The sequence below is a fragment of the Variovorax gossypii genome, assembly GCF_003965815.1.
Lineage (GTDB): Bacteria > Pseudomonadota > Gammaproteobacteria > Burkholderiales > Burkholderiaceae_C > Variovorax > Variovorax gossypii.
On the sequence record NZ_RXOE01000003.1, the window covers coordinates 332,637 to 353,681 of the forward strand.

Genomic DNA, 21,045 nt, shown 5'->3' on the forward strand with positions numbered 1-21,045 from the left:
CGTGGTAGGTCGCCCTGGCGGACGGTTGCCTGAAGGGCGCGGCCCGTGGCTGGAGGGCGAGTCGCCGCCGGTGGCGGTTGCTCGCGCAACCGTAGCCGCTCGATATGGTTCGACGGTGGAGGCGTAAAACCTTTTCGTGTGTCGCTGTGCAGCGGTGATGCACTGTCTAGTTTTACAGGGAACGCCTCGGTTTCGTATGTCTGACAACGGATAGATTTGGTTTACTCGGTGGCCAAGTTCGGCTCGCTTTGTCCCGGTCTTGTCCTGGTCGAAAAAAAGCCGTTGAATATCAACGGCTTGTTGGTGCCTTCAACAGGAATCGAGCCTGTAAGATGAAGTAATTGATCCACGACAAAGGTTGATGCAATCTTAGCCCGATTCAGCAACCGAGCAATCATGGAAAGTACAAAAACTCCTTCAACAGATGAACTGGCTGCCTGGTATCGAGCCGCTGAGCCACGCTTTAGAGCGTTGGCAGATAACGTCGCAGCCACTATTAATAGTTTGCTGAAAGAGCAAGGAGTTGCATATTTAACGGTATCGGCTCGGGTGAAGACTCTGGAAAGTCTTTTGGAGAAATTTTCACGAAAGCGTTACGATTCATTTGAAGATTTAACAGATTTTCTAGGCGTTAGGGTAATTGTTTACTTAGATTCTGAAATCCCGGTGGTTTGTCGACTTTTGGAGAAAGCATTCCATGCTCATCCCGAGCTGGGCGTCGACAAATCTGAGGAGCTTGCTGTTGATCAAATTGGTTACAGGTCGGTGCACTATATCTGTGACCTGGGGTTGAAGCGTCTCGAATTGCCAGAGCTGGCGCAGTACAAAGGGCTAAAGTTTGAAATTCAGATTAGAACGGTTCTTCAACATGCATGGGCGGAGATTGAACACGATAGAAGTTACAAGTTTTCTGGTGATTTGCCTCAAGCAATTCGGCGGCGATTGAATTTGCTCGCTGGGACATTGGAGTTGGTTGATAGGGAGTTTTCTACGCTGGCTAAAGATCTAGATGAGCATGCGAAACAAAAAACCACAGAAGAACCGCTTGCGATAAATGATGCGGAGGAACTGAATCCGGAGATAGTCGGTCGATTTCTTGAGTCGATGCCGTTTGGTAAAAGCATTGATCCCGATAAAAGAGGATCGTCGCTTGTTTCGGCATTCGACGAGTTGGTAAACTTTGGGGTATCGAGCGTTGGGGATTTGCGAAAACTTCTCTCGCCCGAATTCTTGCTGAATATCAACCAAACGGCTCCAGGAACAAAGGTTGGAATTGTGAGGCGGGCAATGATGTTCAATGATATCGACAAATATCTTGCTATGTCTTACAAACGAAGTTTCGGTGGCCTAAGCAAAGCGACGCAGGAAATACTGCGCAAAAAGTACGGAGACGAGAAAATCAACGATGTGCTGAAAGTGATTCGGGAGTCGAGAAAAATTAATAGTGAGCCATGATCTGAATCATCCGATGCGACCGTGGACGATTGCGCGTTACAACTTGGTGTGCGAACTTTTTGCGTCGTTCGCAAATCTTCGGCTCAGGTGCGCGTTCCGAGCGCGGCCGACTTATGACGGCTGCCGACGGGTCGTCCGCAAGCCTCGGTGGAATGAGGTATTCGCTGTGGTACTCTGAAGTTAAGTTATTGACATATATAGCTATTTGAGTTCCACACTCTCCGCCAGAATCAATCTCTGGCAGTTTTTGAAAGTCCCGCGCAGCCTCTGCGACGGGACTTTTTTCATATTGCTGCGGCTACCCCATCACCAAGGCCGAGGCGGCACCGGCGGCGGAACCCTCGGCAACTGTCCCCCAACAGCCGCCACCGCATTGCTGCGCCCCCGCCCGATCTGCACCGCCGGGTTGGAAGAAGACACCAGCGTCGGCTGCGTAATCTCCAGCGCGTCGTAGTTACCCAGCGCCAGCGCGTAGGCGACCAGATTGGCCAGCTGCGTGGCGCCGCCCTCGCCAGGCAGCAGCGGCTTGAGCACCGGCCGGCTGGCTGCCTGGTAAGGCTTGCCCTTGGGACCCATCCCCGTCAATGCCTGCCGCGCATCCGCACGGGCCGTGTGATACGCGTTGAACACCACGTCCTTGGCGATGTCGACCATGCGCTCGGAGATCTGGTCGGTGTCCGAGTGCATCAGCTCCGCGATGCGCTCAGATCGCTTCTGCATGTCTTCCACGAAGGCGTTGATCCTGATGAGCTGCTGGCGCAGGTCGGACGCGGCCATGCGCACCTTGGCCGCCACGCCCGGATAGAGCACTGCGTCGTTCAGGCCGGTGATCTGGTCCGGCATCGAATTGATCAGGTTGGCGATGTGCTTGTACTGGGCCATGGCCGCCTCCGCCGCTGCCATTGCATCGCGGTCGTCGCGAAAGAGCGGCGCGGTGTCCTTGTTGCCGCGCGCGGAAATCACGGCGTCGGCCTCGCGGATGCTCTTGCCGTGCAGGTAGGTGTCGATGCCGCCTTCGGCCTGGCCCACGAGCAGCGTTCCTATCTTGACGCCGCCGGTCACCACCTGCTTGAGGTATTTGGCACCGGGCACCGGGATGGCGCCCAGTCCCGCCTTGGCCACCGCGGCAACGCCCTTGAGCACCAGCTTCTGCATGTCGGCGGTGTTGCCGCAGTACTCGCCCAGCAGCATGGTCAGCTTCTTCTTGAACGGAACGCTGAAGCTGTCGTTGGACTTTGCGCGAAAGGCGTCCCAGCTCCGCTCGACGAAGTCGGTCTTCTGCACGACGGCCGCGCTCACCACGCCCCAGTCCTTGGTGCGCATGCGGTCCAGGAGCATGCGCACGCCCGCTGTCATTTCCTTCTCGTAGTACTGGGCGAGGCTCTTGCCCAGCGCATCGAATGCTGTTTGCGGAATGTCGAGCATGAAGAGAAGACCCTCTGGTGCGGTGGTGGAGGAACGATCGGTCTTCCATGCTATGCAGGGCCGGCGTGCGGCGCATTGGACTTTGGTCCAATGCGCACCCGAAGCCGCTCTCCTAGGATCACCGTTCGTTCAGGTATTCCGGTCCAAGGTTCATGTCACGGCAGACTCCCGCTCACATCCCCGTCGATCACGCGGGGCAACTCGCGAACCATGCGGCCATCGGGCTGTCGGCGCTGGAAAGCCTGCCCCAGGCCATCGCGGTGCTCGACCCGCATTGCCGCGTGAAGTACGTCAACCGTCTTGCGCACAGTCTCTGCACATCTTCGGGCCCGTGTCGCATGCTGTGCGGATACTGGCAATTCCGGGAGGAGGACGCGCAGGCCCGGCTGGAGGAACTCGTGCGAAACGTGTGCGTTCCGGGGCGGAGCTCGACCATCGGCGGCGGGTTCCGCATGCGGTCCGGGGAAGGACCGCCGTTGCAGGTATCCGTCCTTCCGTTGAAGGCCAGCCATCCTCTCGCATCGCCTCGCTCGGTCCCGCTGGCACTGGTCTTCATCGTGGCCTCCCAGTCCGCGTCCTTCGCGGCGTCGCACGTGATCGCCGACCAGCTGGGGCTGACGGCGACGGAAGCCAGGCTCGCGGCAAGCCTCGCTGCAGGGAAGACGGTGTTCGATTTCGCGGCTCTGCAGCGTTGCACCATGCATACCGCGCGCAGCCATCTCAAGAACCTGATGCGCAAGACCGGCTGTCGCCGGCAGTTCGACGTTGTGCGCCTCGTGCAATCTCTTCAAGCGGGTTGAAGCGCCAGGTCGTGGGCGCAACGGCCTCACTTGATCGCCGTGTTCCCGTATTTCCTAGCGCGTGATTGCACGGCTCGTGTAGTGCGAGGCGTCGGCGAATCCACGCGGCTGCCGCGCCAAGCCTCCGGTGAGCAGCCGAACTGCGCACCGAACCATCGCGTGAATGCGCTGTGCGTGCTGTAGCCCAGCAGCGCAGCCACCTCGCCAAGGCTGTAGCGGCTGTTGGCCACATAGCGGCGGGCGAGTTCCTGCCGGACGTCGTTGAGCAGCTGCTTGAAGGTCAGCTTGCGTGCATCGAGTTCGCGCTGCAGCGTGCGCATGCTCATTCCCAGGCCCAGCGCCACCGACTTGCAGGTGGCGCGTCCTGCCGGCAGCATGAGGTAGATGGCCTTGCGCACTTCCTGGTCGATCGAGCGCTGGCGATCGTCGGGGAGCGTCGCGATCAGCTTGCGCGCGTAGGCGGCGAGCACGGGGTCGGCCCCCGGGTTGGGTACGTCCAGGTCCGCCGCGCGGCACACCAGCCCGTTGAAGCCGCCGTCGAACTCGATGCGGCATCTGAAGAAGCGGCGGTGAAAGGCGGGGTCGGCGGGCGGCTCGTGCGCGAAGCTCACGCTGGCCGGCTGCCACCTGTCTCCGAGCAGTGCCTCGCACATCCGGTAGAGCACGCCGATCGCCAGTTCGATGGACTGCCGCGCGGGCTCCGACAAGGCCAGCTCCTCGCGCAGCACGACCATGCTGCCGACGTCCTCGACCTGGATGGCCAGCCTCTCGTTGAGCAGGTGAAGGTGCTCGATCAGCGTGAGCAGCACCTGCCGCAGCGTCGGCTGGTGCATGAGCAGCAGGCTGACCATGCCGAAGTTCGACAGCTGGCGCCGCGCCGCGATGCGCAGCCCGAAAGATTCGCAGCCCGTCTGGCTCGCCGCGTCCTCCAGCAGGCGCGCCACGCGATCGGCCTCGACGAGCTGGTCGGGTTCCCTGACGAGCTGCGCGCGAAGCCCGGCCCTGCGCAATGCCGCGCCCGGGTCATAGCCGAGTTCCTGCGCCACTTCCGGGAAGTTCGTCAGTGCCGCCGCGCGCACCAGAGCCGTCATGCCGGGCCTTTCACAAGTGCTCAAGTGCGGGGAATTCTGGCATCAAATGCAAAGCGAATGGCACGAAATGCAAAGCGCAGCGGCACTTGCACTCCTACAGTTCCCTTCATGCACTGACCCTGGAGCAAGGGCAGGCAAGAAAAAAGAAACGCACGACGACAAGACTTTCCGCGGACCAGGCCGTGGATTGCCGCCGGCCCACATGGAGACAAGACATGCGGATCGAACCACTGACCTGCGCCATCGGCGCCCAACTCGTCGGAGTCAGCCTGGCCGATGTGGCACGGGATGACGCCCTGTTCGCGGAGATCAAGGCGCTGCTGCTGCGGCACAAGGTGCTGTTCCTGCGCGACCAGAAGATCAGCCGGGCGCAGCACGTGGCCTTCGCGCGGCGCTTCGGCGAACTCGAAGACCATCCCGTCGCCGGCAGCGATCCGGAGCACCCGGGCCTGGTGCGCATCTACAAGACGCCCGACGCGCCCAACGACCGCTACGAGAACAGCTGGCACACCGATGCCACCTGGCGCGAGGCCCCGCCGATGGGCTGCGTGCTCCGCTGCGTCGAATGCCCGCCCGTGGGCGGCGACACCATGTGGGCCAACATGGCGATGGCCTACGAGCGGCTGCCCGGGCATGTGAAGGAGCTGATCGAGCCGCTGCGCGCCCGCCACAGCATCGAATGCACCTTCGGCGCGGCGATGCCGATCGAGAAGCGCCTGGCGCTCAAGGCCCAGTACCCGGATGCGGAGCACCCCGTGGTTCGCACTCATCCCGAGACCGGCGAGCGGGTGCTGTTCGTCAACGGATTCGCCACGCACTTCACCAACTTCCATACGCCGGCCAACGTGCGATACGGCCAGGACTTCACGCAGGGCGCCTCGTCGCTGCTGCAGTACCTCATCAGCCAGGCCGCGATCCCCGAGTACCAGGTGCGCTGGCGCTGGCAGCCCGACAGCGTGGCGATCTGGGACAACCGCGCCACGCAGCACTACGCGGTGATGGACTACCCGCCATGCCACCGAAAGATGGAGCGCGCCGGCATCGTCGGCACGCCGACCTTCTGATCCTCGCGCTTCTTCTTTTTCTTCTTCCGCATTTCCCACGGAGCTCCCGATGAACTTCCTCGACGGTCACCTGTTCCCCGAAAACCAGCAGCCGCTGATCATCACCGCCGCCCCTTATGCGCCCTCATGGCTGCCCTCGGACTTTCCCGGCGAGATCGCCGTGACGATGGAAGAGCAGATCCAGAAGGCGGTGGACTGCTACAACGCCGGCGCCACCGTGCTGCACCTGCATGTGCGCGAACTCGACGGCAAGGGCAGCAAGCGGCTGTCGAAGTTCAACGAGCTGATCGCCGGCGTGCGTGCGCGCGTGCCGGAGATGATCATCCAGGTGGGCGGCTCCATCAGCTTCGCGCCGGAAACCGAAGGCGCCGCTGCCAAGTGGCTCTCGGACGACACGCGCCACATGCTTGCCGAACTCGATCCGAAGCCCGACCAGGTCACGGTGACCATCAACACCTCGCAGATGAACATCCTCGAGCAGTTCGATGCACGGGACATCCGCGGCACCTCGATGGAAGACCCGGCCGTCTTCAACGCATACAAGGAAATGACGGTGCCGGCGCAGCCGGGGTGGGCCGAGGAGCACATCCGCCGACTCACGGCAGCGGGCATCCAGAGCGCCTTCCAGTGCTACAACATCAACAGCTTCGAATCGGTAGAGCGGCTCATGCGCCGGGGCATCTACAAGGGCCCGCTGGTGATGAACTGGGTGGCCATCGGCGGCGGCATGGACGCGCCGAACATCTACAGCCTCGCCAATTTCGTGCGCGCCGTGCCCGACGGCGCGGTGCTCACGGTGGAGAGCTCGGTGCTCAACGTGCTGCCCGTGAACATGATGGGCATCGCCATGGGCCTGCACGTGCGCTGCGGCACCGAGGACAACCTGTGGAACCAGTCGCGCACGGCCAAGATCGGCACGGCGGCGCAGGTCGAGCAGCTGGTGCGCATCTCACGCGAGTTCGGCCGCCCGATCGCCACGGCGCAGCAGGCGCGCGAGATCTCGAAGATCGGCGTGTTCTACGACACGACGGAAGAGTCGCTGCTGGCCAACGGCTTCGCGCCCAACCGCAACGGCGGCCAGCAGGGCTTCCTGCGCAAGGCGGCCTGAATCCCCGGAACCCCCGGATTCCCCGATTTCACCGATCACCGGAGCAGCCATGCCGCGTCTTTCTCTTCTTGCCGCCATGCTCGTCGCCGCCACTGCCGCGCTGGGCTCGCCGTGGGCATCCGCATACACCGACAAGCCGGTGAAGATGATCGTTCCCGCGCCGCCGGGCGGGACCATCGACGTGCTCGCGCGCATCGTGAGCGACCAGCTCTCGCGCGACATCGGCCAGCCGGTGGTGGTCGAGAACAAGCCGGGCGCCGGCGGGGCCATTGCCGTCAAGTACCTGCTGTCGCAGCCGGCCGACGGCCAGACGCTGATGATGACCGCCAGCAACGTGCTCACCGAGGTGCCGCACGTGCTCAAGGGCGGCTTCGATCCGCTGAAGGACGTGAAGCCCGTCGCGCTGATCGCGCGCTCGTCGATGCTCTTCATCGCTTCGCCGCAGTTTCCCGCGAAGGACGCGAAGGAGGCCATCGCCTACGCGAAGGCCCATCCGGGCCAGCTGTCCTATGCCTCCTACAGCGCGGGCACGGCGTCGCAGTACGCCGGTGCCATCCTGAACAAGACGGCGGGGCTGGACATGCAGCACGTTCCGTATCCGGGCTCCGCTCCGGCGCTGGCCCAGGTGATGGGCGGGCAGGTGCCGCTGATGTTCGACGGCGCGGTCACGTCCAGGCCGCTGATCGCCGCGGGCAAGGTGCGGCTGCTGGCTGTCGCGAGCAAGGCCCGCCTGCCGGAGTTTCCCGGCGTGCCCACCTTCGCGGAGCTGGGCTATCCGGCGCTGGACTTCGGCAACTGGACCGGCGTGATCGCCTCCTCGCAGATGCCGGCACCGCTGGTCGAGAAGATCCATGCGGTGCTGCAGAAGGTCGCGGCCAACCCGGCGGTGCGCGCGAGCGCGTCCAACGCCGGCTTCGAACCGATGGCGGAGCGCACGCCCGCGCAGGCGCAGGTCGAGCTGCAGGAAGAGTTCACCCGCAACGCCGGGATCGTCAAGAGCTACGACATCAGGCTGAACTGAGCAGGGGCTCAGTGCCGACAAACAGCAAAACGAGGAGAGATCACATGGTCAAGGCCATCCGCTTCCACGAGACGGGCGGGCCCGAAGTGCTGAAGCTCGAGGACGTCGAGGTCGCGGACCCCGGGCCCGGCGAGGCACGCGTGCGCCACAGCTTCATCGCGGTCAACTTCATCGACATCTACTTCCGCACCGGCCGCTATCCGCTGGCACTGCCCAACGGGCTGGGGTCCGACGCGGTCGGCGTGGTGGAGGCCGTCGGGCCGGGCGTGACGGAGGTCAGGCCCGGCGATCGCGTCGGCTATCTCCTCGGCCCTCAGGGCGCCTATTCGCAGGCCCGCGTGATGCCGGCCGACGTGCTGATACCGCTGCCGGATGGCATCTCCGACCGCACCGCCGCCACGCTGATGATGAAGGGCATGACGGCGCAGTACCTGTTCCGCCAGGTCTATCCGCTCGAGGGCGGCGAGACCATCCTGTACCACGCGGCCGCCGGCGGCGTGGGCCTGATCGCCTGCCAGTGGGCGCGCGCGCTGGGCGTGACGATGATCGGCACCGTCAGCAGCGACGAGAAGGCCGCGCTCGCCCGCGCCAACGGTTGCGCGCACACCATCGTGACCTCGCGCGAGAACATCGTCCAACGCGTGCGCGAGATCACCGAGGGCCGTGGCGTGCCGGTGGTCTACGACTCGGTGGGAAAGGACACGCTGATGGATTCGCTCGACTGCCTGCAGCCGCGCGGCACGCTGGTGAGCAACGGCACTTCGTCGGGCTCCGTGGTGGTCGACTCGCAGCTGCTCGCGGCCAAGGGCTCCATCTGGATGACGCGGCCGGCGATGGTGCACTACATCCACCCGCGCGCCCACATGCTCGACATGGCTCGCGAGCTGTTCGACCACGTGCTGGCCGGGCGCATCGTCAGCGAACCGCAGCAGAGCTTCGCGCTCGCCGACGCTGCGCAGGCGCATCGTGCGCTCGAGTCCCGCAGGACGACCGGATCGACCGTCCTGATTCCCTGATCCGCTCAAGCCCCTGATACCGAAGTCCCCCGATGCCCTGGTGCTCTCGAAGCACCGGGGCGCTTCACCGCGCCTGTCGCGATCCACCTGGTCCACGTGAGGAGAACATGTCCATGAAAAGAACAATGCTGCTGCTGTCCGTGCTTGCTGTCTCCGGCGGCGCCGCGGCGCAGTCGTCGCTCACCGTGTTCGGCGTGATGGACGCCGGCGTCAGCCACTACAGCACGAAGAGCCGGTCCTGGGGCGGCACACCGGCCCGGCAGGTGACGCAGAGCCAGACGGTGCTGTCGCCTTCGGGCTATGCGTCGAGCCGGCTGGGCTTTCGCGGCACCGAGGACCTGGGCGGCGGCCTCGCGGCGGGCTTCTGGCTGGAAGCGCCGCTGGCCAACGACACGGGCGGCGGCATCGCGAACTTCGGTCGCCGCTCCACGCTCAGCCTGTCGGGGCCCTTCGGTGAACTGCGACTGGGCCGCGACTACACGGCGTCGTTCTGGAACGACGCCGTGTTCGATCCCTTCTCCGTCAACGGCGTGGGCACCAACCTGGTCGCGGTGGTCAACAGCAATATCGCCGCCTCCCGGGCGCTGGCCACCGGCGGCCTGCTCAACGGCGGGCTTTCCGCCGGCACCGACAGCTACCTGCGCACCAGCAATGCCGTCAGCTACTTCCTGCCGCCGGGGCTCGGCGGCTTCTACGGCCAGGTGCAGTACGCCTTCCACGAGAACGTGAAGACGAGCGGCACGACCGACAGCCCCTCCGGGCGCGGGCGCTATGCCGGCGCGCGCGTAGGGTGGGCCAGCGGCCCGGCCGACGTGGCGCTGGCCTACGGCGAGAGCACGCTCGTGAGCGCCGCACCCGCCGGCGAGAAGATCAAGAGCCTGAACCTCGGCGGCTCCTACGACTTCGGCGCGGTGAAGGTCTTCGGCGAATGGTCGAGCGTGCGCGACGCGCGCGACAACGCCGGGCTCTTCGGCACGCGCTCCACCGACCGCTACGACGGCTTCGTCGCCGGCGTGAACATGCCGGTGGGGCCGGGCGTCATCCGCGCTTCGTTCGCGCGCGTGAATTTCAAGAACGGCAACGGCCTGCCGAACAGCGACGCCTCGGTCGACAAGCTGGCGCTGGGCTACGTGCACAACCTGTCCAGGCGCACCGCGCTGTATGCGACGGTGGCGCGCATCGGCATCCGAAACGGGCACAACAACCCGACGGTGATGGGCGTCACGCCGCTGGTGGTGAGCCTGCCGGCGATATTTCCGCAGGCTGCGTACGTCACCACCGGTGGCATGGAGCCGCGCAGCGCGATCGGCTACGACTTCGGCATACGCCACGCCTTCTGATCGGCGGGAGTCGTCCGGTTGCGCTTTCGCAGCTCAGGCGTTGCGTGAAGCCTTCGTGGGCCTTGCCTCGCTTGCCAGGGAGGACAACTTCATCTCCGACAGCACGCGCCTCGCGTTGGCGGAGCAACTCATGTCGTCGGGCTTCGCCTCGATCTGCGCCATCAGCTCGACCAGTTGGGCCTTGCTCTTCGCGAGCTGCACCTGCAGCGTCTCGATGTCTTCCACCTTGCGGCGCAGCGTGTCGAGCAAGCTGCCGCGTTCCCATTGCGAGAGATCGCCGGGTAGCAGCGCGCGCAATTCGTCGAGGCTGAAGCCCGCTCGCTGCGCGGTGGCGATCAGCTGGAGCATCAGCACCGCGTCGGCGGGATAGCTGCGGTAGCCGTTGGCCTGGCGCTCGGCGGTCTTGAGCAGGCCGATGCGTTCGTAGAAGCGGATGCGGGAAGCCGCAAGGCCTGTCTGCTGGGCGAGTTCTCCGATCTTCATGTGGGCCGTGCTCCATGCGAAGCTGCAGTTTGACATTGAACCTTGCTTCAAGGTTACTCTCGCGCCGATACGCACGAGGTGCGGCACAGGCAGCAGATGCAGCGCGATGCGGCGCTGCGATTCGAGGAAACGGCATGCAGACGATATTGGGTGCGAACGGCCAGATCGCGGTGGAACTGGCGCGTGAACTGCACAGCGGGTACACGCGCGAACTGAGGCTCGTGAGCCGCAATCCACGCAAGGTGAATGACACCGACGTGCTGGTGCAGGCCGACCTTCTCGATGCGCGCCGCACCGCCGAAGCGGTCGAGGGCAGCAGCATCGTCTACTTCACCGCCGGGCTGCCGCCCGACTCCCGGCTGTGGGAAGAGCAGTTTCCGGCGATGCTGAATAACGCCCTCGAGGCGAGCAGGGCGGCGGGCGCGAAGTTCGCCTATTTCGACAACACCTACATGTACCCGCAGGACGACCGGCTGCAGACGGAGCAGACGCCCTTCGCGCCGGTGGGGCGCAAGGGCCGCGTGCGCGCGGCGATGGCGTCCATGGTGCTCGAGGAGATGGCGCGAGGCGACATCCCGGTGCTCATCGGAAGGGCTCCGGAGTTCTATGGACCCGGCAAGACGCAGAGCTTCACCAACGCGCTGGTCATCGACAACCTGAAGGCCGCGAAGAAGCCTCGCGTGCCGGTGCGCGACGACACGCTGCGCACGCTCATCTGGACGCCCGATGCGAGCCGCGCGCTGGCCATGCTCGGCAACACGCCGGATGCATTCGGTCAGACCTGGCACCTGCCCTGCTGCGATGACCGGCAGACCTACAGGAGCTTCGTCGCCATGGCCGCCGAGGTCTTCGGCCGCGATGCGGCCTTCTCGGTCATCGGCAAGCGGACCTTGCTTGCCGCCGGCCTCTTCTCCAGGCGGGTGCGCGAGATCGCGGAACTGCTGCCGCGCTACGAGCAGGACAACCTCTTCGATTCCACGAAGTTCAAGCGCCGGTTCCACGACTTCGAGGTGACCACGTACCGCGAAGGCCTCGCGCTGATCCAGCAGGAATGGCGCCAGGAGCCGGCGAAAAGCTGAACTGCTCCCCGCACGCCGGGGCGGTGATCCCGGCACCTCCCATGTTGATGGGAGCAGTAGCGATGTCTTTCGTGCCAGCTGCTGACAAATGTGAACTGGCACACATCCGCGATCCGAAAGCGAATGCCAAGACCTACTGCAATCCGTAGTATTCATTTTGTTTCAAAAACGTCCTACGGAGCTTGCACGTGATGACCTGCATACCCTCGTTCTTCCGAACGTACGAGCCGCTCGATGCGGTTCGTGGGCATGCCGCACGAGCGCGTGGCCCCGTCACATCGAAGGCCACGATCATGAAGCCCGACTCCTAGTGTTCTCCTTGCAGTGATGCGCATCGCGGCGATCCGCCGCGAACCGTGCGACTGCCTTCAGCGACCCGATAGCTGCTTGCCGATGGCCCTTGCGAGGGCTCGTGCATGGCGGCTCGCGTTCGTCCGCTGACTTTCGGATTTCGATTTTTATCTCGCGCCGCTGCGCGAGATGGAGAGCCGTTGCCGCGACAGAAGCGGCCGGTCCTCCCTTACAGGGTTCGAGAAGATTTTTGGATCGAGGATGCAATGGCTGCTATCTCAGCACTGACCGCCTGGCCCTCAGGTGCGCACCGGCCCGCCGTGCGGGCCCCGCGCGCTTCGACGGGGGTGTGTCTGCACGACTCGCGCACCGAGCCTGTCGCGAGCGTCGCGCATGCTTTCGCGGCGCCCGTGGGCCGTGCGGCGACGCGCAGGGCCTGCGCCTTCGTGTTCGTCGCGAACCTTCCGCTCCTCGCGGAAGCGTACGGACAGGATTTCGCATCGGCCGCGAGCCTGGAGATCCAGCGCCGGCTCTGCGCCAACTTCGTCGTGTCTGCGTCGTCCGACATGGCCAGGCTGCGGGACGATTGCTTCCTGCTCTGGCACAACGAAGCCTTCGAATGCGCGATCTTCGAAGGCCGTGCGCCGGGCGAGTTTCCCCGCACGATGCGGCGCGCGAGCCGTCCCATCGAGGCCTTGCTCGCGGTGCTCGGCGCGGAGCCCGTGCGCGCCGGCGGCATCGCCGCGCTGGTGCAGCTGCACGCGGACTGGATCGACGTATGCCCGCCCGAGCAACTCGGCGCCTCCGAGATCGAACTGGCACTGTGGACCGCGCAGCCCTTTCCCGAGGCGCACGAGACCCGCGCCGACGGCTGGCGCCAGCTCTACCGGGCCGACATGGACATGGCCGTGCGCCTGAGCGAGGCCACGCGCGGCGAGGAGCTGACGTTCTCGTGGCGGCCGGTCGTGCAACCGGGCAGCGCCGCGACCGTGCTCTACCGCGAAGGCCGCACGCGCATCGCATCGGGCCGGGGCGAACAGGGCCTGCTGGAGTCCGACGTGTTCATGCCCTGCCTGCAGCGGCTGGGCCTCACGCGCGCGTTCGACCGCACCGTCATGCGGCATGCCGTCGCCGCATTGCGGATGCAGCCTTCCGCGCACATCGGCGTGAGCATCTCGGCGCAGGGCGTGCGCGTCGATCACTGGTGGGCCTCGCTGCTCGCGGTGCTCGACAAGGAGCCCGCGCTGGCTTCGCGGCTGGTGATAGAGATCGTCGACAGCGCGGCGCTGCCCGACTTCGAGGCCGCACGGGACTTCTGCGTGCAGCTGCAGCTGCGCGGCTGCCGCATCGCCATCCGCGATTTCGGCAGCGGTGCCGACAACCTCGCGGCCGTCCAAGCCTGCAGGCCCGACATCGTCAAGCTCGACGCCGCCCTGCTGCGCCGCGCGCGTGAAGGCGCGTTCGGCCGCGAGTGCCTGCGCGACATGCTGTCGCTGTGCACGCATCTCGCGCCGCACGTGGTCGTCGACGGCATCGAGCGCGACGACGACCTGCACATCGCGTCGCAGGCCGGCGCGCAGTGGATGCAGGGCTTCGGCGTGCGAGGCGCGGAGCGGCATGCGCGCATCGGCTCGCCCGCTGGCGGCGACGCCGGTGGCAGCGCGGAGGCTGAATGACCATGAGCCTCCTGAACACCGACATCCAGCTGCGCCTCGCGCGCCTGAGCACCGACCTTCTGCTGCTGCAGCGTGCCGTCCAGGAGCTGATGCTCGAGTGCACCCCGCAGCCTCCCGGCATGAGCGAAAGCGACCTGATCGCCGCGGCGCAGTACCGCGCGCTGGAGGCCGCGCTGCATGCGCCCGACAGACCGGCCGCGCCAGCCACCCAGGAGGACGCCGAGCTGCTCGTGTGGCCGGGCTTCACCGAGCCGGTTCCCATGCGAAGGGCGGCGATGCGCGCCTGACCGCTTCGCGCATCGGCCTCGACCTTCTCCCATTTCGTTTCGTAGGACTTTCATGCTTACTCAAATCACCAGGGTTTCCAGGACCACGCGCGCCGCGCTGTTCGGCCTGCTGGCCGCCACCGGCGCATGCGCGCTGGCCAACAACGTCGGAGAGAACGCCGCGTGGCAGTTCCAGACTTCCGCCGACAAGGCCAACCAGGCGGCGGTGCAGGACATGATCCAGCGCAAGAAGGCCGGCTCGTACGGCGCGGCCAACTACACCACCAACAACTACATCGGCAAGCAATACAACTGCGACGTCACCTCGACCGCGCAGGGCAACCAGGGCACCAACAGCACCACCGCCAACTCGCCCGGCACCAGCGGCGCGTCGGCCAACTCCACCGGCAACTCGAGCACCGGCGTCGGCGGCACGGGCACGGTGAGCACCGGCCAGGCCAACAGCGGCACGGTCGGCTCGGCGGTGATCGGCTCCACCACCAGCAACGTGCAGGGCTGGTCGAGCCAGGCCCTGAACTCCAACCAGACCAACACCGGCAGCCAGAGCGCAAGCATCAGCGGCAGCTCGGCCTGCGCCTTCGGCGCGCTCAACTGACCCCCAAAGCAGACAGGGAAGCAAGAGGAATGATCACATTCAAGTCGATCCGCGCGTTGCCGCGCGGAAAAGCCGCGTCGCGCGGACTGGCCGCGGCGGCCGCCGTCATGAGTCTGGCCGGCTGCGTCACCGCGCCGCAGCAGCAGATGGCGCCGAAGGAAGCGCCCGTGGTGCTCGGCCCCGCCGTGCGCCAGAACGTCACGCCCATGGAGGCGGTTCTCGCCTGCTTCGGCGACCACGTGGCCGCCACCCAGCGCCCGCCCTTCGTCATCACCGTGGGCGACGTGAAGGACTACACCGGCAAGTACAGCATCAACGAAGGCAACGCCATCACGCAGGGCGGCGCGCTGATGGTGTATTCGGCGCTCGGCAAGCTCGGCGGCGCGGTGCAGGTGGCCGAGCGCTTCGACCCGGTCATCGCGGAACGTGAACTGGGCTATGCCGATCGCCGCCAGCTCGGCGACGGCCGTACGCACCAGCTCGGCGGCCCCAGCGGCGGCCAGGCCGTGCCGTGGCTGCCGTACTTCGGCGGCACCATCAACAAGTCCGACTACTTCATCGTCGGCGGCATCACCGAGCTCAACTACAACATCAACTCGGGCGGTGCCGAGATCGGCGTGAATCAGGTGGGCATCAAGGCGCGCACCTTCACCCAGTCGGTGGGCGTCGACCTGCGCATCGTCGACACCAAGACGCTGATGATCGTGAAGACCGTGAGCCTCACGAAGCAGTTCAACGGCTACGAAGTCGGCTTCAACGTCTTCCGCTTCTTCGGCAGCAAGCTCTACGACATCGACGTCGGCGCCAAGGGCCAGGAGCCCGTGCAGATGGGCGTGCGCGCCGCGCTGGAAGAGGGCGTGGTGCGCCTGGTGGCCGCGGTCGCCAAGGTCGACCCCAACCCCTGCCTGGGCATGCGCCTGACTGAGGACCTGCGCGTCGCGCCCGCCGAGGAGTTGCGCAAGGTGGCCAACCCGCTCGTCGATTCGGCCGGCGCGGTGGTGCAGCAGGGCGAGGCCGTCAACGCGGCCAGCCAGACCGGCGCGAGCCTGACGGGCTCGAGCGTGCAGATCCCCTTCGAGTTCGGCGCGGCCGCGCTCACGGGCGGCACGCTGAACCTTCTCGACCAGATCGCGGCGGCCGCCGCCAAGGCGCCCACCGAGGTCGTGCTGGTCGCGCGCGACACCGAGAACTGGGACGCCGGCAAGCGCGACCTGCTGACCGACCAGCGCATCGGCGTGGTCACGACGGCGCTCGCGTCGCGCGGCCTGGCGCCCGGCGGCATCAGCGTCACATGGCGCCCGGACAAGGCGGATACGTCGATTCATCGCGACGGCCCCGGCCTGCAGGAGATCGCAAAGCTCCGTGTCCAGGGTGCGGTGAGGGGTGGACCGGCCCGTCCGGTCCGTGAGGGGAACGCAACCGAAGGGAAGTAACCGGGACACACAAGGTCTTCATCGCAGCAAACAACGGCAATCCGCCGATCAGCAATCCATCCAGTCAGTCCTTCTTTCAGATCCATCAAAGGAACGTCATGCAGAAGAATCGCAAGCACTCGGGCCGCCGCGTCAACGGCGCACCGCTCAACAGCATCGGCATGGCCGTGCTGGCCACGCTCGTGGCCAGCGGCGCGCAGGCCGCCGAAACGGTCGTCACGCCCGTGGCCGCCAACACCACTGCCTACCAGAGCGTGCAGTCGGTGCAGGACAAGACGCTGCCGGTGACCGCCACGGCCGCCGGCACCACCATCGACATCACGACGGCCGGCCCGCAGACCGGCAACAGCAACACGGTCACGCAGAACGCGGTGAAGGCAAGCGCCACGGGCAACGCCTTCGTCAACGCGGTCGACCTCTCGCTGACCGGCGGCACGGGCGCGACGCCCGCCGAAGGCGCGGCCTCGCTCGGCGTGCAGACCAACAGCGGCGTCGTTTCCAGCCTCGCCACTGGCAACACGGTGAAGGTCGATCTCGACGGCTTCTCGAGCGGCGGTGCCGCCAACACCAGCAACACGATCGCGGCGAGCACCACGCTCAACAGCGGCTCGTCGACCATCTCGGGCGCGGTGCCCGTCGACTATGCCTCGACCAATCCGGGCTCGGTCTCGCTGGCCTACACGCCCGCCGGCGGCAGCGTGACGGCCCAGGGCAGCCTGGTCGTCAACTCCGTGCAGCAGGCCACCGGCGCGGCTTCGTCCGCGTCGGCCAGCGGCAACAACCTGACGCTCACGCTGACGGCACCCGGCACCAACGCGGTCGACGCCGCACCGGCGCTCGACGGCAACACTGTCTCCGCGACGCTCAAGGGCAACGCGGCCAACAGCACGGCCAGCATCCAGGCCGGCGGCGCGCCGGCCTTCACCGGCTCGGCCGTCGTCGCGAACCAGCAGCTGAACCAGTCGGCCACGCCGGTGACGCACACGGCCTCGGCCAGCGGCAACGCCATCATCGCTTCCATCGGCAGCGACACCGCCGGCAGCACCAACACGCTGCAAGGCGCGCTGTCCGTGCAGGGCAACACCATCTCCAGCAGCGCCACCGGCAACGAAGCCCTCGGCGCCACCACCGGCACGGCCGGCAATCGCATCGTGCTGGCCGACGGCGTCTCGGTCGCCGGTTCGGGCGGCGCCACCTCCAACACCGGCGTCTACAACGCGGGCAGCCTGTCGAGCACGGTCGCGGCCGATCTGGTCGTGTCGAACAGCCAGGGCAACGTGGGCGTCTCGCTCAGCGCGGCCACGCAGGGCGCGGGCATCGTCGCGGGCGTGCAGTCGGTCGACGGCGGTACCGTCACCGTCGCGAACAACGCGACCACCGCATCGGCGACCGGCAATGCCGCGTCGAGCGCGATCCTCAGCGGCAAGGACGCCGCCTCGTTCACCGCCACCGCGGCGCTGGCGAACCAGCAGAGCAACTACAACGGCGGCGTGAACGCCGCCGCGGGCCTGAGCGCGATCGCCGCGATCACCGGCGGCGAGGACGGCACCAACAACGCCAGCGCAGTCTCGGTGACGGGCAACCGCACCGCCGCGACGGCCTACGGCAGCAGCGCGAGCCAGAGCCTCGCGCTCCAGGCGAACGCACTGCCGCTGTCCGGCGCCAATGCCACGCTCGCCGGCGGCAGCCTGCCCGACGGGAACGTCACGGCCGCGGGCGCGGCCACGGTGACGAACCTGCAGGGCAACTACTCCGCCCCCGTCAGCGCCCAGACCTTGGGCTCCGTCATCGGCCTGATGGCCGATTCGCGCGGCACCGGCGGCGACACCATCCACGGCAGCACTTTCACCGTGGGCGGCAACACGCAGGAAGCCGTGGCCGTGAGCAACGGCGCCAACAACGCGCTGTCGCTGACCGGCACCACCGTCGGCGCGGGCGCCGGCGTGGCGAGCGTCCAGGTCGTGGACCAGGGCTCGCCGGTCAGCGCGGAGCTGACGAGCTCGGTGGCCGGCGTCTATCTCGGCACGCACACCACCGACAGCTCCGTCGCGCTGACGAACAACCTGCAGCGCGCGGTGGCGTACGGCAACTCGGGCGCGAACAGCCTGAACGTGTCGGCCAACAGCGCGAGCGTGCCGCTGTCGGAGACACCTGCCTCGGTGGCGACGCCCGCGGCCGGCACGGCCAGCGTCAATGCCGCCTACGGCGTGCTGAGCAACCAGTCGGTGTCCGGTGACGTCTCGGCAGTTGCGGACGGCCGCGGTGTCGGGCCGGTCGGCTCGCAGACCGTGCTGATCGAAGGCAACGTCACCCGCAGCACCGTCTCGAACCAGGGCAACGCCTTGGTCGGCGCCGCCTACGGCAACGATGTCTCCAACGCCGCCAAGCTGGCGCTGGGCACCGGCGCCACAGTGGCCGGCGCGGCATCGGTGGGCAATGTCACCAGCGTGCAGAACGTGAACGGCGCGGCCATCACCGCATCGGTGCCGGGCGGCAACGTGGTCTCCACTGCGATCGAGGACAACGTCGTGGCATCGACGGTCGCCACCTCCGGCAACCAGCTGCAGGCCCTGGCCTACGGCAACCGCGCGAGCGGCAATACCCTCGACGTGTCCGGCAATACGCTGGCCACCGTCACGGAACAGCCGCGCGCCGTGAGCGTCGGCGCCACCGCGACGACCGATGCGGCCTTCAGCGTGCAGAGCGTGCAGAACGGTTCGGGCAGCCTGAGCGCATCGCTGCGCAACGGCGTCCTGGGCACGGACGCTTCGCAGATCCGCACGCAGGTTGGCGGCAACGTCACCGGCTCCAGCGTGGCGTCGAACGGCAACAGCGCCAGCGCCGCCGCCACGAGCAACAGCGCCGTCAACGGCCTGACGCTCGCGGGCAACAGCCTGTCGACCTCCAGCGCGGTGCAGAACGTGCAGACGACCAGTGCGGCCATCGAGGCACTGGCGGGCCAGGCCGGCACGCCGGGAACGCCCGCGTCGCCATCGGCGCCCTTCAGCTACAGCGCGCACGTGATCGACACCGACGTGCTCGGCGGCAACACCGTCGGCAACACCACGACGATCACCAGCGGCGTGCTGGGCGTGCAGATCGCCAGCCTCACGCAGGCCCAGATCAACTACCTGACCGCCAACGGCTGGAGCGTCGGCAGCGGCAACACGGCCGGCATGCTGACCGCGCCCGCGTCCATCCTGGGCCCGGTCTCGGTCGCGACCTACAGCCAGCTGCAGACTGGCTCCGCCGTGCCGTTCGATGCCACCATCCCGGGCACTCCGGCCGTGGCCGCGGTTCCGAACCGTGGCGGCGTGACGGTGGCCGTGGCCGGCAACGTCACCGGCTCGCAGCTCGCCGTGACCGGCAACAGCAGCAGCGCCGCCGTCACCGGCAACAGCGCCACCAACAGCGCTTCGGTCACCGGCAACACGATCGCCTCGGGCGGCGCGACCACGGCCAGCGCGAGCGGCCTGGTCGGCGGAACGACCGGTGCGCAGGCCGACCACACGGTGTCGAACGTGCAGCAGGTCACGGGCGTGCCCGCGCTGTCGACCAGCGTCTACGGCACCTTCGCCGTCGACACTGCCGCGGGCGCGGCCATCTCGGGTTCGGCGCTGAGCGTCTCCGACAACAGCCAGCGCGGCACCGCCGTGGCGAACACCGCGGCCAACAGCCTGAGCCTGAGCGGCACCAACGTCGCGAGCACGTCGGCGCTGTCGTCGGCGCAGTCGGGCGCCGCGGCTGTCTCGGCGGCTTCGGACCTCGAGCTGTACGCGCCGGGCGCTGTCTCGGCATCGTCGGTGGACCTGTCGCGCAACAAGAACACGTCGCTGGGCGTGATCAACGACGTGACCAACACCCTGAGCGTGAAGGCCTCCAACGTGACGCCGGCCGGCGCCACCGGCAACGCGGTGCTGGTGCAAGGCACGGCCACCGGCGACCACGTGCTGAACAATGCCCAGCTGGCGACGACCTCGGTGAGCAGCACCGCGACCACGCGCCTGTACAACCAGGACCAGACGGCCGCGGCCACGACGGGCCTGGTCAACAGCACCGCGACCATCAGCGGCAACAGCACGACCGCCGAAGCCTCGGCCAACCGTGCCGACAACAGCGTGGCGCTCAACGGCACCGCGGTGCAGGGCGCGAGCGCGGGCCTGAACAACCTGCAGCTCAGCAGCGCGGCAGTGACGGCAAGCGCCTCGACCTCGGCCACGTTCAAGCTCGAAGGCACCAGCCCGGCCACGCCGGCGGCGCTGAACAGCGGCATCACGATCGACGGCAACAGCACCACGGCGCTGGCACGCGGCAACGCAGCCACCAACGCGCTGAACCTGTCGGCGGGCAGCGGCTATGCCGCCGCCGCGGCGGTCGCGGGCAGCACCGCGGGCGGCACCACGCAGGCCACGGCGGCATTGCTCAACACGCAGGGCAACAGCGGCAACGTGACGGCCAGCGCCACGGGCACGTACCAGGTCGCGCTCAACGGCGTGAGCGCGGGCACGGCTCCCGGCCTGACGAACGGCACCGCCGCGCTGACGGACAACACCGTCGCTGCGCAGGCCTACGGCAACACGGCGACCAACGCCGTGACCGTCGCGGCCACGGTGGCGAACCGTCCGACGGTGGCGGTGGCGAACTACCAGACCAACAGCGGTGCCATCGTCGCGACTGCGAGCGGCGTGAACTACGGCACGGGCATCACCGGCGCCACCACCGGCAGCACGCTGCGCGCGGCCGGCAACCAGGTGACGGCGACCGCGGTGGGCAACTCCGCCGTGTCGACCATCGCTTCGGCGCGCTGACCGGCGCGCCATCCATGCCCCGGCGAGCGCTCGTGCGCCCGCCGGGGCTTTTCCGCCAGCGCGGCGTGCACGG

Annotated in this window: 16 protein-coding genes; 13 read left to right on the forward strand and 3 right to left on the reverse strand. The window is 66.9% G+C overall.

The window, feature by feature from the left end; translation table 11 throughout:
* Positions 1 to 396: 396 nt before the first annotated feature.
* Positions 397 to 1,455, forward strand: a complete 1,059-nt coding sequence (locus EJP69_RS16510) for a GTP pyrophosphokinase (RefSeq protein WP_126471491.1) — start codon at positions 397 to 399, stop codon at positions 1,453 to 1,455.
* A gap of 306 nt (positions 1,456 to 1,761) precedes the next feature.
* Here the strand turns inward: EJP69_RS16510 and EJP69_RS16515 are convergent, their stop codons facing one another.
* A complete protein-coding gene (locus EJP69_RS16515) occupies positions 1,762 to 2,880 on the reverse strand; it encodes a hypothetical protein (protein ID WP_126471493.1) in 1,119 nt (372 codons plus the stop codon).
* 152 nt (positions 2,881 to 3,032) lie between these two features.
* On the opposite strand from EJP69_RS16515, the gene EJP69_RS16520 reads away from it, so the two are divergent.
* Complete coding sequence (locus tag EJP69_RS16520; RefSeq protein WP_126471495.1) at positions 3,033 to 3,680, forward strand: helix-turn-helix transcriptional regulator; 648 nt, start codon at positions 3,033 to 3,035, stop codon at positions 3,678 to 3,680.
* A 26-nt stretch (positions 3,681 to 3,706) separates the two neighbouring features.
* Here the strand turns inward: EJP69_RS16520 and EJP69_RS16525 are convergent, their stop codons facing one another.
* Positions 3,707 to 4,771: an AraC family transcriptional regulator gene (locus EJP69_RS16525; RefSeq protein ID WP_126471497.1), complete on the reverse strand. Its 1,065-nt coding sequence runs from the start codon at positions 4,769 to 4,771 to the stop codon at positions 3,707 to 3,709.
* 215 nt (positions 4,772 to 4,986) lie between these two features.
* Between EJP69_RS16525 and EJP69_RS16530 the strand changes: the two genes are divergently transcribed.
* From EJP69_RS16530 to EJP69_RS16550, 5 genes are all read left to right on the forward strand, one after another.
* Entirely contained in the window at positions 4,987 to 5,835 is an 849-nt protein-coding gene (locus EJP69_RS16530; protein ID WP_126471499.1) for a TauD/TfdA dioxygenase family protein, read from the forward strand.
* A 49-nt stretch (positions 5,836 to 5,884) separates the two neighbouring features.
* Positions 5,885 to 6,943, forward strand: coding sequence for a beta-keto acid cleavage family enzyme (locus tag EJP69_RS16535; RefSeq protein WP_126471501.1), 1,059 nt, complete (start codon positions 5,885 to 5,887; stop codon positions 6,941 to 6,943).
* Between the two features lie 49 nt (positions 6,944 to 6,992).
* A complete protein-coding gene (locus tag EJP69_RS16540; RefSeq protein WP_126471503.1) occupies positions 6,993 to 7,964 on the forward strand; it encodes a Bug family tripartite tricarboxylate transporter substrate binding protein in 972 nt (323 codons plus the stop codon).
* A gap of 44 nt (positions 7,965 to 8,008) precedes the next feature.
* A complete protein-coding gene (locus EJP69_RS16545; protein ID WP_093209739.1) occupies positions 8,009 to 8,980 on the forward strand; it encodes a quinone oxidoreductase family protein in 972 nt (323 codons plus the stop codon).
* A 113-nt stretch (positions 8,981 to 9,093) separates the two neighbouring features.
* The gene (locus EJP69_RS16550; RefSeq protein ID WP_093307646.1) at positions 9,094 to 10,320 is read left to right on the forward strand and encodes a porin; all 1,227 of its coding nucleotides are present in this window, start codon (positions 9,094 to 9,096) and stop codon (positions 10,318 to 10,320) included.
* A 33-nt stretch (positions 10,321 to 10,353) separates the two neighbouring features.
* Here the strand turns inward: EJP69_RS16550 and EJP69_RS16555 are convergent, their stop codons facing one another.
* Positions 10,354 to 10,803, reverse strand: coding sequence for a MerR family transcriptional regulator (locus tag EJP69_RS16555; RefSeq protein WP_126471506.1), 450 nt, complete (start codon positions 10,801 to 10,803; stop codon positions 10,354 to 10,356).
* Positions 10,804 to 10,937: 134 nt separating this feature from the next.
* On the opposite strand from EJP69_RS16555, the gene EJP69_RS16560 reads away from it, so the two are divergent.
* The 6 genes from EJP69_RS16560 to EJP69_RS16585 all read left to right on the forward strand — a co-directional run bounded on the left by EJP69_RS16560 (position 10,938) and on the right by EJP69_RS16585 (position 20,972).
* Positions 10,938 to 11,882: an NAD-dependent epimerase/dehydratase family protein gene (locus tag EJP69_RS16560; protein WP_126471508.1), complete on the forward strand. Its 945-nt coding sequence runs from the start codon at positions 10,938 to 10,940 to the stop codon at positions 11,880 to 11,882.
* 557 nt (positions 11,883 to 12,439) lie between these two features.
* A complete protein-coding gene (locus EJP69_RS16565; RefSeq protein WP_240652176.1) occupies positions 12,440 to 13,849 on the forward strand; it encodes an EAL domain-containing protein in 1,410 nt (469 codons plus the stop codon).
* A gap of 2 nt (positions 13,850 to 13,851) precedes the next feature.
* A complete protein-coding gene (locus tag EJP69_RS16570) occupies positions 13,852 to 14,136 on the forward strand; it encodes a hypothetical protein (RefSeq protein WP_126471510.1) in 285 nt (94 codons plus the stop codon).
* 52 nt (positions 14,137 to 14,188) lie between these two features.
* A complete protein-coding gene (locus tag EJP69_RS16575) occupies positions 14,189 to 14,731 on the forward strand; it encodes a hypothetical protein (RefSeq protein WP_240652177.1) in 543 nt (180 codons plus the stop codon).
* A gap of 29 nt (positions 14,732 to 14,760) precedes the next feature.
* Positions 14,761 to 16,164: a CsgG/HfaB family protein gene (locus tag EJP69_RS16580; RefSeq protein ID WP_126471512.1), complete on the forward strand. Its 1,404-nt coding sequence runs from the start codon at positions 14,761 to 14,763 to the stop codon at positions 16,162 to 16,164.
* 98 nt (positions 16,165 to 16,262) lie between these two features.
* A complete protein-coding gene (locus EJP69_RS16585) occupies positions 16,263 to 20,972 on the forward strand; it encodes a beta strand repeat-containing protein (RefSeq protein ID WP_126471514.1) in 4,710 nt (1,569 codons plus the stop codon).
* The last annotated feature ends 73 nt before the right edge of the window (positions 20,973 to 21,045 follow it).

Excerpts from the sequence above, each read along its gene's own strand:
- EJP69_RS16510 (WP_126471491.1), top strand. The coding sequence starts at position 397 with ATGGAAAGTACAAAAACTCCTTCAACAGATGAACTGGCTGCCTGGTAT.
- EJP69_RS16515 (WP_126471493.1), bottom strand. The coding sequence starts at position 2,880 with ATGCTCGACATTCCGCAAACAGCATTCGATGCGCTGGGCAAGAGCCTC.
- EJP69_RS16520 (WP_126471495.1), top strand. The coding sequence starts at position 3,033 with ATGTCACGGCAGACTCCCGCTCACATCCCCGTCGATCACGCGGGGCAA.
- EJP69_RS16525 (WP_126471497.1), bottom strand. The coding sequence starts at position 4,771 with ATGACGGCTCTGGTGCGCGCGGCGGCACTGACGAACTTCCCGGAAGTG.
- EJP69_RS16530 (WP_126471499.1), top strand. The coding sequence starts at position 4,987 with ATGCGGATCGAACCACTGACCTGCGCCATCGGCGCCCAACTCGTCGGA.
- EJP69_RS16535 (WP_126471501.1), top strand. The coding sequence starts at position 5,885 with ATGAACTTCCTCGACGGTCACCTGTTCCCCGAAAACCAGCAGCCGCTG.
- EJP69_RS16540 (WP_126471503.1), top strand. The coding sequence starts at position 6,993 with ATGCCGCGTCTTTCTCTTCTTGCCGCCATGCTCGTCGCCGCCACTGCC.
- EJP69_RS16545 (WP_093209739.1), top strand. The coding sequence starts at position 8,009 with ATGGTCAAGGCCATCCGCTTCCACGAGACGGGCGGGCCCGAAGTGCTG.
- EJP69_RS16550 (WP_093307646.1), top strand. The coding sequence starts at position 9,094 with ATGAAAAGAACAATGCTGCTGCTGTCCGTGCTTGCTGTCTCCGGCGGC.
- EJP69_RS16555 (WP_126471506.1), bottom strand. The coding sequence starts at position 10,803 with ATGAAGATCGGAGAACTCGCCCAGCAGACAGGCCTTGCGGCTTCCCGC.
- EJP69_RS16560 (WP_126471508.1), top strand. The coding sequence starts at position 10,938 with ATGCAGACGATATTGGGTGCGAACGGCCAGATCGCGGTGGAACTGGCG.
- EJP69_RS16565 (WP_240652176.1), top strand. The coding sequence starts at position 12,440 with ATGGCTGCTATCTCAGCACTGACCGCCTGGCCCTCAGGTGCGCACCGG.
- EJP69_RS16570 (WP_126471510.1), top strand. The coding sequence starts at position 13,852 with ATGAGCCTCCTGAACACCGACATCCAGCTGCGCCTCGCGCGCCTGAGC.
- EJP69_RS16575 (WP_240652177.1), top strand. The coding sequence starts at position 14,189 with ATGCTTACTCAAATCACCAGGGTTTCCAGGACCACGCGCGCCGCGCTG.
- EJP69_RS16580 (WP_126471512.1), top strand. The coding sequence starts at position 14,761 with ATGATCACATTCAAGTCGATCCGCGCGTTGCCGCGCGGAAAAGCCGCG.
- EJP69_RS16585 (WP_126471514.1), top strand. The coding sequence starts at position 16,263 with ATGCAGAAGAATCGCAAGCACTCGGGCCGCCGCGTCAACGGCGCACCG.